Genomic DNA, 16,145 nt, shown 5'->3' on the forward strand with positions numbered 1-16,145 from the left:
TGCGGTGAACGAACTGCCGCAACAGCTGGCCAATGGACTCATCCTCGGCGCGATGTACGGACTCATCGCGATCGGCTACACGATGGTCTACGGCATCGTCCAGCTCATCAACTTCGCCCACGGCGAGATCTTCATGGTCGGGGGCTTCGGGGCCCTCACCGTCTTCCTCATACTCCCCGACGGCTTCGCCCTCGGCGCCGCCGTCCCCCTCATGATCCTCGGCGGCATCGTCGTCTCGGTCGCCTTCGCCACCGCGGCGGAACGCTTCGCCTACCGGCCCCTGCGCGGCGCACCGCGGCTGGCACCGCTGATCACCGCCATCGGCCTGTCCATCGTCCTCCAGCAGATCGTGTGGATGTGGTACCCCGAGGCGAAGAAGGACCGTTCCTTCCCGCAGTTCCAGGGTGAGCCCATCGACCTCTTCGGTGCCACCATCCAGCGTGGTGACCTGTTCGTCATCATCGCCGCCCCCCTCTGCATGGTCGCCCTCGGCCTCTTCGTGACCAAGACCCGCTCCGGCCGCGGCATGCAGGCCACCGCCCAGGACCCCGACACGGCCAAACTCATGGGCGTCAACACCGACCGCATCATCGTCATGGCCTTCGCCATCGGTGCCGCCTTCGCCGCGATCGCCGCCGTCGCCTACGGCCTGAAGAACGGTCAGGTCGGCTTCCGCATGGGCTTCCTGATGGGTCTCAAGGCCTTCACCGCCGCCGTGCTCGGCGGCATCGGCAACATCTACGGCGCCATGCTCGGCGGCATCGTCCTCGGCGTCGCCGAGGCCCTCGCCACCGGTTACATCGCCAACGTCCCCGGCATGGACCTCTTCGGCGGCGGCGCCTGGAAGGACGTATGGGCGTTCAGCCTGCTCATCCTCGTCCTGCTCTTCAGGCCACAGGGCCTGCTCGGCGAACGCGTCGCGGATCGGGCGTGATACCCATGACCACCAAGACTCCCACCGACAAGACCACGGACACCGCCAAGGTGACCACCACCCCGGTCGTCCCGCTGCCACCCGCCGCAGCCCGCGCGACCGCCCTCGCCGGCTCGGCCCTCGCCCTCGTCGGCACCTTCCTCGCCTGGACCTGGACCGACGAGTTCCCCGGCGACCTGACCGTCACCGGCTACCCCGGCGGCCTGCAGGTCCTCACCCTCGTCGGATCCGTCCTGACCCTGCTGTTCGCCCTCTCCGGATGGGGATCCTCCCGTCCGGGCGACGCCCGGAGCGGAAAAGGCATCCCCGGCCTCGGCTGGCTCACCCCCGGCGGCACCAACAGCCCCGTCCTGCTGAGCGCTCTCGGCGTCCTCGGCACCACCGGGTACACCCTGGGCGCCATCAGTCAGGAACTCGGCGGTCTCGTCAACCTCGAACCCGGCGCATGGGTCTCCGGCGCCGGAGCCCTCGTCGCCGTCATCGGCGCCCTCGGCCTCCCGGCCGACCAGCCCTACGGCGCGGACGAACCGGCCCCGGGCCTCTGGGGCCGGATCCGCCACGCCCTCACCGCCCCCGAACCCGCACGCGCCAGGGAACTCCCCTCCTGGGCCGAGATCCTGATCATCGCCGCCGGCTTCGGCGCCGGCCTGTACGTCTTCGCGTACGGCATCAGCACCGAGTACTCCGAACTCTTCATCGGCTTCCTCATCACCGCCGCGTTCGGCTTCACCGCCGTCACCCGCGCAGGACTCCTCAAGCGGCTCTCGGCCCTCACCGCCAAACACCGCAACGTCACCCTCGCGGCCGCCTTCGCCGCGGCGATCTGCTTCCCCTTCACCCAGAGCAACGACCAGTTCGCCCTCATCGGCGCGAACATCCTGATCTTCGCCACCGTCGCCCTGGGCCTCAACGTCGTGGTCGGCCTCGCCGGCCTCCTCGACCTCGGTTACGTCGCCTTCCTCGGCGTCGGCGCCTACGCCGCCGCCCTGGTCTCCGGCTCGCCGCAGTCGAGCATCGGCGTGCACTTCCCGTTCTGGGCGGCCGTCCTCACCGGTGCCCTCGCCTCCCTGGTCTTCGGCGTGGTGATCGGCGCCCCGACCCTGCGCCTGCGCGGCGACTACCTCGCCATCGTGACGCTCGGCTTCGGTGAGATCTTCCGCATCACCATGAACAACCTGAACGGCAACAGCGGACCCGACGTCACCAACGGTTCCAACGGCATCCCGAACATCCCCGACCTGGAGGTCCTCGGGTTCAACCTCGGAGTGCCGCACGACGTCCTCGGCCACGAGCTCACCCGCTCCGGCAACTACTACCTGCTGATGCTGCTGTTCACGGCCATCGTCGTGCTGGTCTTCCGCCGTTCCGCGGAATCCCGCATCGGACGCGCCTGGGTCGCCATCCGCGAGGACGAGACCGCCGCCACCGCCATGGGCATCAACGGCTTCCGCCTCAAGCTCCTCGCCTTCGCCCTCGGCGCCTGCCTGGCCGGCCTCGCCGGCACCGTGCAGGCCCACGTCTCCTACAGCGTCACCCCCGAGCAGTACCAGTTCGCCGGCTCCGTGCCGCCCAACTCGGCCTTCCTGCTCGCCGCCGTCATCCTCGGCGGCATGGGCACCATCAGCGGCCCGCTCATCGGCGCCGCGCTGCTCTACCTGATCCCGGCCAAACTCCAGTTCATGGCGGAATACCAGCTGCTCCTCTTCGGCGCCGCGCTCATGTTCCTCATGCGCTTCCGCCCCGAAGGACTGGTCGCCGACCGCAGGAAGCAGCTCGAGTTCCACGACACCGGACAGCTCGACGTACCGGACGACAAGCCGCTCCCCGACGGCGCGACCGGCGTCGCGAAGGCAGGGGCGTGACCACCATGACCACCACCGCACCCACCACCACAACGGTCCTCGACGCCAGCGGCGTCACCATGCGGTTCGGCGGCCTCACCGCCGTACGCTCCGTCGACCTCACCGTCAACAGCGGCGAGATCGTCGGCCTCATCGGACCCAACGGCGCCGGCAAGACCACCTTCTTCAACTGCCTCACCGGCCTGTACGTCCCCACCGAGGGCAAGGTCGAGTACAAGGGCACCGTCCTGCCGCCCAAACCGCATCTGGTCACCCAGGCCGGTATCGCCCGTACCTTCCAGAACATCCGGCTCTTCGCCAACATGACCGTCCTGGAGAACGTGCTCGTCGGACGGCACACCCGCACCAAGGAAGGCCTCTGGTCGGCCCTGCTGCGCCTGCCCGGTTTCAAGAAGGCCGAAGAGGCGTCCCGCGAACGCGCCATGGAGCTCCTGGAGTTCACCGGTCTCGCCGCCAAGGCCGACCACCTCGCCCGCAACCTGCCCTACGGTGAGCAGCGCAAGCTCGAGATCGCCCGAGCCCTCGCCAGCGAGCCCGGCCTGCTCCTCCTCGACGAGCCCACCGCGGGAATGAACCCCCAGGAGACCCGCGCCGCCGAAGAACTCATCTTCGCCATCCGGGACAAGGGCATCGCCGTCCTCGTCATCGAGCACGACATCCGATTCATCATGAATCTCTGCGACCGGGTCGCCGTGCTCGTCCAGGGCGAGAAGATCGTCGAGGGGCCCGCCGAAGTCGTCCAGGCCGACGAACGCGTCATCGCCGCCTACCTCGGCACCCCCTTCGAAGGCGCTCCCGGCCAGGACGAGGCCGCCGAGGTCGAGGCCGCCGAGGCACACAGCACCACAGAAGGGGACGACAAGTGACCGCACTGCTGGAGGTCGAGGACCTCAGGGTCGCCTACGGCAAGATCGAGGCCGTCAAGGGCATCTCGTTCACGGTCGACGCGGGCCAGGTCGTCACCCTCATCGGCACCAACGGCGCCGGCAAGACCACCACCCTCAGAACACTGTCCGGACTGCTCCAGCCGGTCTCCGGCCACATCAGGTTCGACGGCCGGTCACTGCGGAAGGTCCCCGCCCACAAGATCGTCTCGCTGGGACTCGCCCACTCCCCCGAGGGACGGCACATCTTCCCCCGCATGACCATCGAGGACAACCTCCGACTCGGCGCCTACCTCCGCAACGACAAGGAGGGCATCGAGAAGGACATCCAGCGCGCCTACGACCGCTTCCCCATCCTCGGGGAACGCCACAAGCAGGCCGCGGGCACCCTCTCCGGCGGCGAACAGCAGATGCTCGCCATGGGGCGGGCGCTGATGTCCCGGCCCAAACTGCTCATGCTCGACGAACCCTCCATGGGCCTCTCGCCGATCATGATGCAGAAGATCATGGCGACCATCGCCGAACTGAAGTCCCAGGGCACCACCATCCTGCTCATCGAGCAGAACGCACAGGCCGCCCTCTCCCTCGCCGACCACGCCCACGTCATGGAGGTCGGCAAGATCGTCCTGTCCGGCACCGGACAGGACCTCCTGCACGACGAGTCCGTCCGCAAGGCCTACCTCGGCGAGGACTGAGCCGGAAACACCACCCACAAGGGCCGCCGTCCCACACGGACGGCGGCCCCTGCCGCACAGGCGAGGCCCGCGCCCCCTGCCACACAGGGAACGCGGGCCTCCTCGAACACCGGGCGTCAGCCCTTCGACGCCTTCTTCTCCTCGGCGTCCTGGATGACCGCCTCGGCCACCTGCTGCATCGACATCCGCCGGTCCATCGACGTCTTCTGGATCCACCGGAACGCGGCCGGCTCCGTCAGCCCGTACTGCGTCTGCAGCACCGACTTCGCCCTGTCCACCAGCTTCCGCGTCTCCAGCCGCTGCGAGAGGTCCGCGACCTCCTTCTCCAGCGCCTTCAGCTCCGTGAACCGCGAGACGGCCATCTCGATCGCCGGAACGACGTCACTCTTGCTGAACGGCTTCACCAGATACGCCATCGCCCCGGCGTCCCGCGCCCGCTCCACCAGATCGCGCTGCGAGAACGCGGTCAGCATCAGCACCGGCGCGATGCTCTCCTCGGCGATCTTCTCGGCCGCGGAGATGCCGTCCAGCTTGGGCATCTTCACATCGAGGATCACGAGGTCGGGCTTGTGCTCCCGGGCCAGCTCCACGGCCTGCTCCCCGTCACCGGCCTCACCGACGACGGAGTACCCCTCCTCCTCCAGCATCTCTTTGAGATCCAGCCGGATGAGCGCCTCGTCCTCGGCGATGACGACACGGGTCGTCAGCGGAGGCACGTGCGACTTCTCGTCTTCGGGCACGTCAGCGGGCTGGGGCGACTCGGGGGCGGTCACGTGGGGCTCCTCGTTCGGGGCAGGGATACTGCTGACAAGAGCCTACCTAGCTGCGGTATGGTGGACGGGCAGCGGGTCGGGTGAAATCTTCGATTCGCAGGAGCTCCGGTAGTCCAATCGGCAGAGACGATACCCTCAAAAGGTATTCAGTGTGGGTTCGAATCCCACCCGGGGCACTTTTCCTCAGAATCCAAGGCTGCATTTCGAAGCGGATGTCCACGTTCTCGTGAACATCCGCTTTTCGCTCCCCACGGTCACGACCAGTGACACAGAGTGGTCGCATGTACGACCTTCACACGAAGCAGCAGGCGCTTGCCCTCCTCAGGGATGGCGCGCGGAACTGTGACGTAGCCCGGCGGTTCACCATTCCCATCGGCACCGTCAGCTACTGGAAGCACAAGGACCGAGCTCGACGCGGGGAAACCCCTGGAGCGCAGCAGTCGCCCTGCCCGCGATGCGATGGGGAACTGGATCAACCGGCATACGCATACCTTCTGGGCCTCTACCTGGGCGACGGCCACATCATCCAGAACCGCGCCATGCGGTCGCCCAGCCTGTCGATCGCGTGCGCTGAGTCCTCGCCTGGCCTCATGGACGCCTGTGAGGCGGCGATGCGCTCGGTGTTTCCCCGTAACTCGGTATGCCGAGTCCGCCGCAAGGGGTGTCGGGAGGTCAAGCTCTACTCGAAGCACCTTTGGTGCCTTTTCCCTCAGCACGGCCCCGGCAGGAAACATCAGCGCCAGATCACTCTCGCCCTCTGGCAGCAGGCGATCGTCGACGCTCACCCCTGGGAGTTCATCCGTGGGCTGATCCACTCCGACGGTTGCCGCATCACCAACTGGACCACGAAGACCGTCGGCGGGATGCGCAAGCGCTACGAATATCCGCGCTACTTCTTCAGCAACAAGTCCGACGACATCCGGAAGCTCTTCACTGACGCGCTCACCAAGGTCGGCGTCGAGTGGACGACCCTCGCGCGCGGCAGCGACCCCTTCAACATCTCCGTCGCCCGCAAAGCCTCCGTCGCCCTCATGGACGCCCATGTCGGGCCCAAGTACTGACGTCCGGCCTATCGGGGGCTGTCGTCCTCGCCGATGTGGTGGACGCGGACCAGGTTCGTCGTCCCCGACACCCCCGGCGGGGAGCCGGCCGTGATGATCACCACGTCGCCCTTCTCGCAGCGGCCGTACTCGGTCAGGAGTTCGTCCACCTGGTCGACCATCGCGTCCGTGGAGTCCACGCGCGGGCCGAGGAACGTCTCCACGCCCCAGGTCAGGTTCAGCTGGGAGCGGGTCGCCGGTTCCGGGGTGAAGGCGAGGAGCGGGATGGGTGAGCGGTAGCGGGAGAGGCGGCGGGCGGTGTCGCCGGACTGGGTGAAGGCGACCAGGTACTTCGCGCCGAGGAAGTCGCCGATCTCGGCGGCCGCGCGGGCGACGGCGCCGCCCTGGGTGCGGGGCTTGTTGCGGTCGGTCAGCGGGGGCAGGCCCTTGGCGAGGATGTCCTCCTCGGCCGCCTCGACGATGCGGGCCATCGTGCGGACCGTGTCGGTGGGGTGCTTGCCGACGCTGGTCTCGCCGGAGAGCATCACGGCGTCCGTGCCGTCGATGACGGCGTTGGCGACGTCGGAGGCCTCGGCGCGGGTCGGCCGGGCGTTGTCGATCATGGAGTCGAGCATCTGGGTGGCGACGATGACCGGCTTGGCGTTGCGCTTGGCCAGTTTGATGGCGCGTTTCTGGACGATGGGGACCTGTTCGAGGGGCATCTCGACGCCGAGGTCGCCTCGGGCGACCATGATGCCGTCGAAGGCGGCGACGATGTCCTCGACGGTGTCGACGGCCTGGGGTTTTTCGATCTTGGCGATGACGGGGAGGCGGCGGCCTTCTTCGTCCATGATGCGGTGGACGTCGAGGACGTCCCGCCCGCTGCGGACGAAGGAGAGGGCGATGACGTCGAAGCCGGTGCGCAGGGCCCAGCGGAGGTCGTCCTCGTCCTTCTTGGAGAGGGCGGGGACGGAGACGGCGACGCCGGGGAGGTTGAGGCCCTTGTGGTCGGAGACCATGCCGCCTTCGACGACCGTGGTGTGGACGCGGGGGCCGTCGATGTCGGTGACTTCGAGGCAGACCTTGCCGTCGTCGACGAGGATGCGTTCGCCGGGGGTGACGTCGGCGGCGAGGCCGGCGTAGGTGGTGCCGCAGGTGTGGCGGTCGCCGTCGACGCCTTCTTCGACGGTGATGGTGAAGGTGTCGCCGCGTTCGAGGAGTACGGGGCCTTCGGCGAAGTGGCCGAGCCGGATCTTCGGGCCTTGGAGGTCGGCGAGGGTGCCGACGCTGTGGCCGGTCTCGTCGGAGGCCTTGCGGACGTGGTGGTAGCGCGCTTCGTGTTCGGTGTGGGTGCCGTGACTGAAATTGAAGCGGGCGATGTCCATTCCGGCGTCGACCAGGCCTTTGATCTGGTCGTACGAGTCGGTGGCGGGCCCTAGTGTGCAGACGATTTTCGCTCGGCGCATGGGTCGAGCCTATGACTTACCGGTCGGTAGCGAATTGGCCGCGCGTGTCTGCCCAACCACCTTTGGGTGAAGGGTTGTTGACAGGTGTTGAATTGTGCGGCGCGGTGCTCCGATGAGCATTCCCTCATCGTTCCTTCTTTCGCTCTTCGGGCGTGCGTGCGGCTCCTCCCGCATCGGCCACTGTTGACAGGTGGCGTGTCCAGGCTCGAATCTACGCGCGTTGTTGATGGTGTCGTCACGTCCGCAAGGAGAGTCAGCATGTCGTTGAACCGTCGGAAGTTCCTCAGCAGATCGGCCGTGACGGGGGCGGGTGTCGCGCTGGCCGGCGCGGCGGCGGTCCCGGCCGCCGAGGCCGCCGGGGCGCACAAGGACCGCAAAAAGCCGAAGCGGTACGCGCTGACGGTGCTGGGCACGACGGACCTGCACGGTCACGTCTTCAACTGGGACTACTTCAAGGACGCGGAGTACGCGGACGCGGCGGGCAACGCGCAGGGGCTGGCCCGGATCTCGACGCTGGTGAACCGGATCCGTGAGGAGAGGGGCCGGCACAACACGTTGCTGCTGGACGCGGGCGACACCATTCAGGGCACGCCGCTGACGTACTACTACGCGAAGGTGGACCCGATCACCGCCGAGGGCGGTCCGGTGCATCCGATGGCGCAGGCGATGAACGCGATCGGGTACGACGCGGTGGCGTTGGGCAACCACGAGTTCAACTACGGCATCGAGACGCTGCGGAAGTTCGAGGAGCAGTGCGACTTCCCGTTGCTGGGTGCGAACGCGGTGGACGCGAAGTCGCTGAAGCCGGCGTTCCCGCCGTACTTCATGAAGACGTTCCGGGTGAAGGGGGCGCCGCCGGTGAAGGTGGCGGTGCTGGGGTTGACGAACCCGGGTATCGCGATCTGGGACAAGGCGTACGTGCAGGGGAAGCTGGCGTTCCCGGGGTTGGAGGAGCAGGCGGCGAAGTGGGTGCCGAAGCTGCGTTCGATGGGTGCGGACGTGGTGGTGGTGTCGGCGCACTCGGGTTCGTCGGGTACGTCGTCGTACGGTGACCAGGTGCCGTACGTGGAGAACGCGGCGGCGAATGTGGCGCGTCAGGTGCCGGGTATCGACGCGATCCTCGTGGGGCACGCGCATGTGGAGATCCCGGAGCTGAAGGTCGTCAACGAGAAGACCGGGAAGACGGTCGTGCTGTCGGAGCCGTTGTGCTACGCCGAGCGGCTGACGGTGTTCGACGTCGATCTGGTCTTCGAGCGGGGCCGGTGGCACGTCGAGTCGGTGCGGGCGTCGCTGCGCGACTCCAGCACGGTGGAGGACGATCCGCGGATCGGCGGGTTGCTGGCGGACGAGCACGCGCGGGTGGTGGCGTACGTCAACCAGGTCGTCGGGACGGCCACCGAGACGCTGACGACGGTGGAGGCGCGGTACAAGGACGCGCCGATCATCGATCTGATCACCAGGGTGCAGGAGGACGTGGTCAGGGAGGCGCTGGCGGGTACGGAGTACGCGTCGTTGCCGGTGCTGGCACAGGCGTCGCCGTTCTCGCGGACCTCGGAGATCCCGGCCGGTGACGTGACGATCCGGGATCTGTCGAGCCTGTACGTGTACGACAACACGCTGGTGGCGAAGCTGATGACGGGGGCGCAGTTGCGGGCGTACCTGGAGTTCTCGGCGGAGTACTACGTGCGGACGGCCGCGGGTGCGCCGGTGGACGTGGAGAAGCTGACGAACGCGAACGGCCGCCCGGACTACAACTACGACTACGTCTCGGGGCTGACGTACGAGATCGACATCGCGCAGGCGGCCGGTTCGCGGATCAGGAATCTGGCCTTCGGGGGTGCTCCGCTGGACGACGCGCAGCAGTTCGTGCTGGCGGTGAACAACTACCGGGCCAATGGCGGGGGTGCGTTCCCGCACGTGGCGTCGGCGAAGGAGCTGTGGTCGGAGTCGACGGAGATCCGTACGCGGATCGCCGAGTGGGTGACGGCGAGGGGTGTGCTGGATCCGAAGGACTTCGCGTCGGTGGGCTGGGTGCTGACGCGGGACGGCAAGCCGGTGTTCTGACGCGTCGGTGCTGTTCGCGGCTTCAGATTCCGTCCGTCAGTGGGGTGAGTTCCCGGTGGTGGCGTGCGGACGGGGTCTGGGGCCGTTGTGGTTGCAGGCCGAAGGTGGTGAAGGCGGTGCGGTTGGGCAGGGGGTAGGGCTCGTGTCCGGTGAGGTCGTTGAGGATGGTGGCGCTGCGCCAGGCGGCGAGGCCGAGGTCGGGGGCGCCGACGCCGTGGGTGTGGGTTTCGGCGTTCTGGACGTAGACGGTGCCGGTGACGGTGGGGTCGAGGAGGAGACGGAAGCGTTCGTCGATGCGGGGGCGTTCGCTGTTGTCGCGGCGCAGGTAGGGGTCGAGGGCGGCGAGGATGCGGTCGAGGGGGCGTTCGCGGTAGCCGGTGGCGAGGACGACGGCGCTGGTGGTGAGGCGGGTGCGGGTGTTCTGTTGGGTGTGTTCGAGGTGGAGTTCGATCTGGGTGGTGGCGAGGCGGCCGGCGGTGCGGACGTGGACGCCGGGGGTGAGGACGGTGTCGGGCCAGCCGCCGTCGAGGGTGCGGCGGTAGAGCTCGTCGTGGATCGCGGCGCTGGTGTCGGCGTCGATGCCTTTGTGGAGTTGCCATTGTGCGGCGACGAGGCGGTCGCGGACGGGTTCGGGCAGGGTGTGGAAGTAGCGGGTGTGGTCGGGGGTGAAGTGTTCGAGGCCGAGCTTGGAGTACTCCATGGGGGCGAAGGCTTCGGTGCGGCCGAGCCAGTGGAGGCGTTCGCGGCCTGCGGGGCGGTGGCGGAGCAGGTCGAGGAAGATCTCCGCGCCCGACTGGCCGGTGCCGATGACGGTGATGTGGTCGGCGGCGAGGAGGGTGTCGCGGTGGTCGAGGTAGTCGGCGGAGTGGATGACGGGTGCGCCGGGGGCGTCGACGAGGGGTTTGAGCGGGCCGGGGACGTGGGGTTCGGTGCCGATGCCGAGGACGACGTTGCGGGTGTGGGTGCGGCCGAGGGCTTCGGCTTCGCCGTCGGCGTCGAGTTGGGTGTAGTCGACCTCGAAGAGTTTGTGTTCGGGGTTCCAGCGCACGGCGTCGACCTGGTGGTGGAAGCGGAGGGCGGGGAGGTGTTCGGCGACCCAGCGGCAGTAGGCGTCGTACTCGGCGCGCTGGATGTGGAAGCGTTCGGCGAAGTAGAAGGGGAAGAGGCGTTCGCGGGCGCGGAGGTGGTTGAGGAAGGTCCAGGGGTTGGCGGGGTCGACGAGGGTGACGAGGTCGGCGAGGAAGGGGACCTGGATGCGGGTGTCGTCGATGAGTTGGCCGGGGTGCCAGTGGAAGGCGGGGCGCTGGTCGTAGAAGACGGTGTCGAGGGCGGGGAGGGGGTCGGCGAGTGCGGCGAGGGAGAGGTTGAAGGGGCCGATGCCGATGCCGACGAGGTCGCGGGGTGTGTCGGGGGTGTGGTCGGTGGTGTTCATCGCGGGGTTTGTCCTTCCACGAGGGCGCGGAGGCGGGCCAGGCCGTCGGACCGGGTGTGGGGGGTGAGGGAGGTCGCCTTGAGCCGGAGCCGGAGCCGGCCGTCGGCGCGGGCGCGGCCGAGGACGGCACGGCCGGTGGTGGGCGGGTCGCGGCGTACGGCGGCGACGGTGCGCAGGGCGTCGGGCACGGTGTCGCGCAGGGGGCACGGGGCGTCGGGGCCGTGCGGGCCCGAGGCGGGGGGCGGCATGCCCATGGGCTGTCTGTCCTCCGGGCGCGTTGTGAGGGGACGGCGCACCGTGCCTCGGTGAGGGCGGCGGCCGGTGCCGGGTGGGCCGGAGTACAGCTTGGGTCGTGCGGGGGTGCCCGTGGTGGGGAAGCGCGGCGATCAGAACCCGAAAGGGGGTACGTCCGCGGGGTGACGCGTGCCGGTGCGGCCGGCCTCCGTCCGTCGGGAGGCCGGCCGGGTGGCAGGGTCAGCCGGTGTGGGCCTGCCGTACGCGCAGGGCGCGGGCGAGGTCGTCGAGCTGGTCGACGAGCTTGCGGCGCAGGGCGGGGGTCGGGTCGGCGGTGGCGAGGCATTCCTGGCCGAGGCGCAGGGTGTCGGCGTCGACGGCGTGCGCGGGGAAGGCCCAGCGGCCGGCGGCGTCGGCGATGGCGGGGCCGCGGCGGGCGGCGACGGTGACGGCTTCGGTGTAGTAGCGGGGGACGTAGTCGGCGGTGAGGTCGGCCTGTTCGGGCTGCCAGAAGCCCTGGGCGGTGGCGGTGAACAGGTAGTTGGACAGGTCGTCGGTGGCGAACATGGCGTTCCAGGCGCGGCTCTTGGCCTCGGTGTCGGGCAGTGCGGCGCGGCAGCGGGCGGCGCCTTCCTGGCCGGTGGCGCTGGGGTCGTTCTCGAGTTCGGCGGCGATGGCGGTCTCGTCGGTGGCGCCGAGGACGGCGAGGCGGGTGAGGATGCGCCAGCGCAGTTCGGGGTCGAGTTCGGGGCCGCCGGGGACGGTGCCGTCGGCGAGCCAGGCGGCGATGGTGTCGGGGTGGGCGGCGGCGTCGATGCAGTGGCGTACGGCGATCAGGCGCAGGCCGGGGTGGTCGCCGTCCTCGGTACGGCGGATGAGGTCGCGGCACAGGTCGGAGAGGGTGGCCAGGGCTGCGGGTCGCTGTTCGGGGGTGAGGTAGCGGTCGGCGATCTGGGTGGCGGCGAAGGTGAGGACGCCTGAGACGAGGGCGAGGTCGGTCTCGTGGGGGAGGTGGGTGCGGGCGGTGTCGAGGTAGGCGGTGGCGGGGAGTTCGCCGTCGCGGACGGCGTCGCGCAGGGCGTTCCAGGCGACGGCGCGGGTGAGGGGGTCGGGCAGGCCGGAGAGGGCGGCGCGGAGGGTCTTGAAGGAGTCGGCGTCGAAGCGGATCTTGGCGTAGGTGAGGTCGCCGTCGTTGAGGACGACGAGGGCGGGCCGTGCGCCCGCGGCGCTGATGCCGATGTTCTGACCGGTGAGGTCCGCTTCGAGGTGCTGGCGGAGGGTGAGGCGGCCGGTGTCGTGGAGGTCGTGGTCGTAGACGCCGATGGTGATGCGGTGGGGGCGGGTGCCTCCTCCGGGGTGGAGGGTGCCGGCGTGCTTGAGGCCGTCCCGGTCCTTGGTGGGGTCGGGCGCGGACCGGGCTCCGGAGCTGCCCCGGTGGGTGATGCCGAGGTGCCAGGTGCCGTTCTCGGCGCCCAGGTGCGGCACCAGGGTGTCGACGCCGGTGGTGCGCAGCCAGGCGTCGGCCCAGGCGTGGACGTCGCGGTCGGTGGCGGAGGCGAGGGAGTCGATGAAGTCGGCGAGGGTGGCGTTGGCGAACCTGTGCCGGGCGAAGTGGGTGTTGATGCCGGCGAGGAAGTCCTTCTCGCCGAGCCAGGTGACGAGCTGGCGCAGGGCGGAGGCGCCCTTGGCGTAGGAGATGCCGTCGAAGTTGAGGAGCGCGGAGGCGGTGTCCTCGACGTTCTCGGGGGCGACGGGGTGGGTGGAGGGGCGCTGGTCGGCGTCGTAGCCCCAGGGTTTGCGGGTGACGCCGAAGTCGGTCCAGGTGCCGGTGAAGCGGGTGGCTTCGGCGCAGGTCTGGTAGCCCATGTACTCGGCGAAGGACTCGTTCAGCCAGATGTCGTCCCACCACTTGAGGGTGACGAGGTCGCCGAACCACATGTGGGCCATCTCGTGGGCGATGACCATGGCGCGGGTCTGCCGTTCGGTGTCGGTGACGGCGGAGCGGTAGACGAACTCGTCGCGGAAGGTGACCAGGCCCGGGTTCTCCATGGCGCCGGCGTTGAACTCGGGTACGAACGCCTGGTCGTAGGAGTCGAAGGGGTAGGGCTCGGCGAACTTCTCGTGGTAGCGGTCGAAGCAGGCGCGGGTGATGTCGAGGAGTTCGTCGGTGTCGGCGTCGAGGTGGGGGGCGAGTGAGCGGCGGCAGTGGATGCCGAAGGGCAGGCCGCGGTGTTCGGTGCGTACGGAGTGCCAGGGGCCGGCGGCGACGGCGACGAGGTAGGTGGAGATCAGGGGGGTGGTGGCGGCTTTCCAGCGGCCGTCGCCGGTGTGTTCGGTGATGCCGTTGGCGAGGACGGTCCAGCCGTCGGGGGCGGTGACGGTGAGGTCGAAGACGGCCTTGAGGTCGGGCTGGTCGAAGGCGGCGAAGACGCGCTGTACGTCGTCCATGAACAGCTGGGTGTAGACGTAGGTCTCGCCGTCGGTGGGGTCGGTGAAGCGGTGCATGCCTTCGCCGGTGCGGGAGTAGCGCATGGCCGCGTCGACGCGCAGTTCGTGTTCGCCGGGGGCGAGGTTCCTCAGTGGCAGCCGGTTCTCGTCCAGGGTGTCCGGGTCGAGGGGGTGTCCGTCGAGGGTGACGTCGCGCAGTTCGGCGGGCTTGAGTTCGACGAAGGTGTCCGTGGTGCCCGTCTCGGCGCGGACGGTGAACCGGATGACGGTGCGGGAGTCGAAGGTCTCGTCGCCGCCGGTCAGATCGAGGTCGATCGCGTAGTGGTGGACGTCGAGGAGCTGGGCACGGGTCTGCGCTTCGTCGCGCGTCAGTACGGACATGCAGGCCATGCTGCCTGATGCCGTGGGCGGGGCACAGGGGCGGACCGGTACGCGGAGTATGTCCGGTCCACGCCCGCGCGCCGTGCCGCCGGGGCCGCGGGTCGCTGCGCCGGTTGCGGGGTGTCCGGCGCGGGTGCGGACGGAGGGTGGGGCGCGTGGCCGGGCGCTGCCGGGGTGCCTTCCCCGGAGGGGTGCCCCGAGCGTACGCCCTCCCCTGCCGCTCGGCTTCGCTCGCGCGGGGCCTCCGTCCGCCCCCGGGGGTGCCTCCCAGGGCGTTCAGGCGGTGGGGAGGCCCTGGGGTGCGCTGTCCTTCGTCCCGCCGGCGGTGTCAGCCGTCCCCCGGCGCTCCGCCGTTGCCGGTGTCCTCCGCGATCCGCTCGTGGTGGTGGATGACCTCGGCGATGATGAAGTTCAGGAACTTCTCGGCGAACGCCGGGTCCAGCTTGGCGCTCTCGGCGAGGGCGCGCAGCCGGGCGATCTGCTGGGCCTCGCGGGTGGGGTCGGCGGGCGGCAGCTGGTGGCGGGCTTTGAGGTGGCCCACCTGCTGGGTGCATTTGAAGCGCTCGGCGAGCATGTGGACGACGGCCGCGTCGATGTTGTCGATGCTGTTCCGCAGCCGGGCCAGCTCCTCGCGGGCGGCGTGGTCGGCGGCACCGGTGCCGGTGGTGTTGCTGGTGGTCATGGGCGATCACCCTACGGGCGGCCGCCCGGCCGCCGCACACCGTCTCAGGCCGTGGGCTGCCCGGCGCCGCGGTGCGGCTCGTACAGTGGAGTCAGGGCAGGCGTCTTGGGGGTGCGGGCGTGGCGAACGGCGGACCGGTCGAGCACGGTTATCCGCACCTGGAGACGGTGCGGGCCGCCATCACGGCGCTGTACCGGCGTCTGTCGTACGACACCGTCCGGACGTTCTCGGTCAGTGTGGCCCCGGCCGACGTGGCGTTCTGCGACACGGACGACCTGTATCTGGGGGCGCAGCGGGTGGCGCGCGAGCTGGTGCGTCACTACCGTCTGCCGGATGCCCGGATGATCGTCTCCTTCCGGGAGATGACGCATGCGGCGAATGTCGAGCTGGCGGCGGGTCCGGAGTACTTCGTGGAGCTGAACGACCGTTTCCGCACCCATCGGCGGGATATCGGCGCGGCGCTCGCCCACGAGGTGATGCACGTGTATCTGCACCGCCTGGACCTGTCCTTCCCGGGGACGCGGGACAACGAGATCCTGACGGACACGGCGGCGGCGTATCTGGGCGCGGGGTGGCTGCTGCTGGACGCGTACCGGGAGGACTCGGCGTCGTCGCAGAAGCTGGGGTACCTGACGCCGGAGGAGTTCGGGTACGTGCTCGCCAAGCGGGCGCTGTTGTTCGGGGAGGACCCGGCGGTGTGGTTCACCAGTCCGCAGGCCTACACGGCATATGTGAAGGGTATGGCGCGGGTCCGCCGGGACGGGCAGCAGCCGCCGCTGACGGCGGCCGGGTGGGCGGGGCGCCGCCGTTACGCCCGGGACCGGCGGCATGCGCTGGACCCGCACGCCGCTCCCGTGGCGGACGCCCCTTATTCCTTCCTGCCGGATGCGCGCGGGCCGTTGCGGGTGTCGTTCCCCTGTCCGACGTGTCACCAGCGGATCGGGGTGCCGGTGCGGGGGCGGATGCGGGCGCGGTGCGGGTTGTGCCGGACCGTGCTGGAGTGCGACACATAGGGGGCGGGGCCGCTTCCGCGCCGGCGTGACGCGTCGGTGCGCCGGGGCGTCGTCGAACGCCGCCCGTGCGGGCGGTGCCGCCGGTTCGGGGTGCCGGCGCGGGCTCGGCGTGCCGGCGCGGGCTCGGCGTGCCGGCCGTGCCGGTCACGGGCCGTCGACGACGCCGGCTTCTTCCCGCGGGGTTCCACCGGGTCCGTGCGCGCCACTGCGGACCCCGCCTCTCAGCCCGTCCACAGT

General features: G+C 69.7%; 12 protein-coding genes, 1 tRNA gene and 1 pseudogene. 8 read left to right on the plus strand and 6 right to left on the minus strand.

The genetic code is table 11. The features are described 5' to 3' along the window. Positions 1-4 precede the first annotated feature (4 nt). From ACIRFH_RS14285 to ACIRFH_RS14300, 4 genes are read left to right on the plus strand one after another with little or no spacing between them, the layout of a single operon-like run. Positions 5-934, plus strand: a complete 930-nt coding sequence (locus ACIRFH_RS14285) for a branched-chain amino acid ABC transporter permease (protein ID WP_403520236.1) — start codon at positions 5-7, stop codon at positions 932-934. A 5-nt stretch (positions 935-939) separates the two neighbouring features. Then, entirely contained in the window at positions 940-2,796 is a 1,857-nt protein-coding gene (locus tag ACIRFH_RS14290; RefSeq protein WP_403520238.1) for a branched-chain amino acid ABC transporter permease, read from the plus strand. Between the two features lie 5 nt (positions 2,797-2,801). After that, complete coding sequence (locus tag ACIRFH_RS14295) at positions 2,802-3,662, plus strand: ABC transporter ATP-binding protein (protein ID WP_403520471.1); 861 nt, start codon at positions 2,802-2,804, stop codon at positions 3,660-3,662. Beyond that, positions 3,659-4,375 (plus strand): ABC transporter ATP-binding protein, encoded by a 717-nt coding sequence (locus ACIRFH_RS14300; protein WP_403520240.1) that lies wholly within the window; start codon positions 3,659-3,661, stop codon positions 4,373-4,375. Before ACIRFH_RS14295 ends, ACIRFH_RS14300 begins: the two co-directional genes overlap by 4 nt. A gap of 116 nt (positions 4,376-4,491) precedes the next feature. On the opposite strand, the gene ACIRFH_RS14305 is transcribed toward ACIRFH_RS14300, so the two are convergent. After that, positions 4,492-5,148 (minus strand): ANTAR domain-containing response regulator, encoded by a 657-nt coding sequence (locus ACIRFH_RS14305; protein ID WP_403520242.1) that lies wholly within the window; start codon positions 5,146-5,148, stop codon positions 4,492-4,494. Positions 5,149-5,250: 102 nt separating this feature from the next. Here ACIRFH_RS14305 and ACIRFH_RS14310 point away from each other — a divergent pair. Together ACIRFH_RS14310 and ACIRFH_RS14315 are read left to right on the plus strand one after the other, a co-directional pair. Then, positions 5,251-5,324, plus strand: a tRNA-Leu gene (locus ACIRFH_RS14310). 105 nt (positions 5,325-5,429) lie between these two features. After that, positions 5,430-6,209, plus strand: coding sequence for a helix-turn-helix domain-containing protein (locus tag ACIRFH_RS14315; protein WP_403520244.1), 780 nt, complete (start codon positions 5,430-5,432; stop codon positions 6,207-6,209). Between the two features lie 8 nt (positions 6,210-6,217). Here ACIRFH_RS14315 and pyk read toward each other — a convergent pair whose 3' ends face one another. Further along, complete coding sequence (pyk, locus tag ACIRFH_RS14320; protein WP_403520246.1) at positions 6,218-7,654, minus strand: pyruvate kinase; 1,437 nt, start codon at positions 7,652-7,654, stop codon at positions 6,218-6,220. Between the two features lie 258 nt (positions 7,655-7,912). Here pyk and ACIRFH_RS14325 point away from each other — a divergent pair, with 258 nt between their 5' ends. After that, positions 7,913-9,718 carry a bifunctional metallophosphatase/5'-nucleotidase gene (locus ACIRFH_RS14325; RefSeq protein WP_403520248.1) on the plus strand — a complete coding sequence of 602 codons (1,806 nt, stop codon included), beginning with the start codon at positions 7,913-7,915 and terminating at the stop codon, positions 9,716-9,718. A 22-nt stretch (positions 9,719-9,740) separates the two neighbouring features. On the opposite strand, the gene ACIRFH_RS14330 is transcribed toward ACIRFH_RS14325, so the two are convergent. The 4 genes and pseudogenes from ACIRFH_RS14330 to ACIRFH_RS14345 all read right to left on the minus strand — a co-directional run bounded on the left by ACIRFH_RS14330 (position 9,741) and on the right by ACIRFH_RS14345 (position 14,895). After that, a complete protein-coding gene (locus ACIRFH_RS14330) occupies positions 9,741-11,150 on the minus strand; it encodes a lysine N(6)-hydroxylase/L-ornithine N(5)-oxygenase family protein (RefSeq protein WP_403520249.1) in 1,410 nt (469 codons plus the stop codon). Continuing rightward, a pseudogene (locus ACIRFH_RS14335) lies at positions 11,147-11,317 on the minus strand (aspartate aminotransferase family protein); the annotation flags it as partial. The pseudogene ACIRFH_RS14335 and the gene ACIRFH_RS14330, both read right to left, overlap by 4 nt. A gap of 307 nt (positions 11,318-11,624) precedes the next feature. Continuing rightward, a complete protein-coding gene (gene pepN / locus ACIRFH_RS14340) occupies positions 11,625-14,222 on the minus strand; it encodes an aminopeptidase N (RefSeq protein ID WP_403520251.1) in 2,598 nt (865 codons plus the stop codon). A gap of 319 nt (positions 14,223-14,541) precedes the next feature. Next, positions 14,542-14,895: a chorismate mutase gene (locus tag ACIRFH_RS14345; protein WP_403520253.1), complete on the minus strand. Its 354-nt coding sequence runs from the start codon at positions 14,893-14,895 to the stop codon at positions 14,542-14,544. A 119-nt stretch (positions 14,896-15,014) separates the two neighbouring features. On the opposite strand from ACIRFH_RS14345, the gene ACIRFH_RS14350 reads away from it, so the two are divergent. Then, positions 15,015-15,908 (plus strand): hypothetical protein, encoded by an 894-nt coding sequence (locus ACIRFH_RS14350; protein WP_403520255.1) that lies wholly within the window; start codon positions 15,015-15,017, stop codon positions 15,906-15,908. Positions 15,909-16,145 lie beyond the last annotated feature (237 nt).

The sequence above is a fragment of the Streptomyces sp. NPDC093586 genome, assembly GCF_044764905.1.
Classification (GTDB): Bacteria; Actinomycetota; Actinomycetes; order Streptomycetales; family Streptomycetaceae; genus Streptomyces.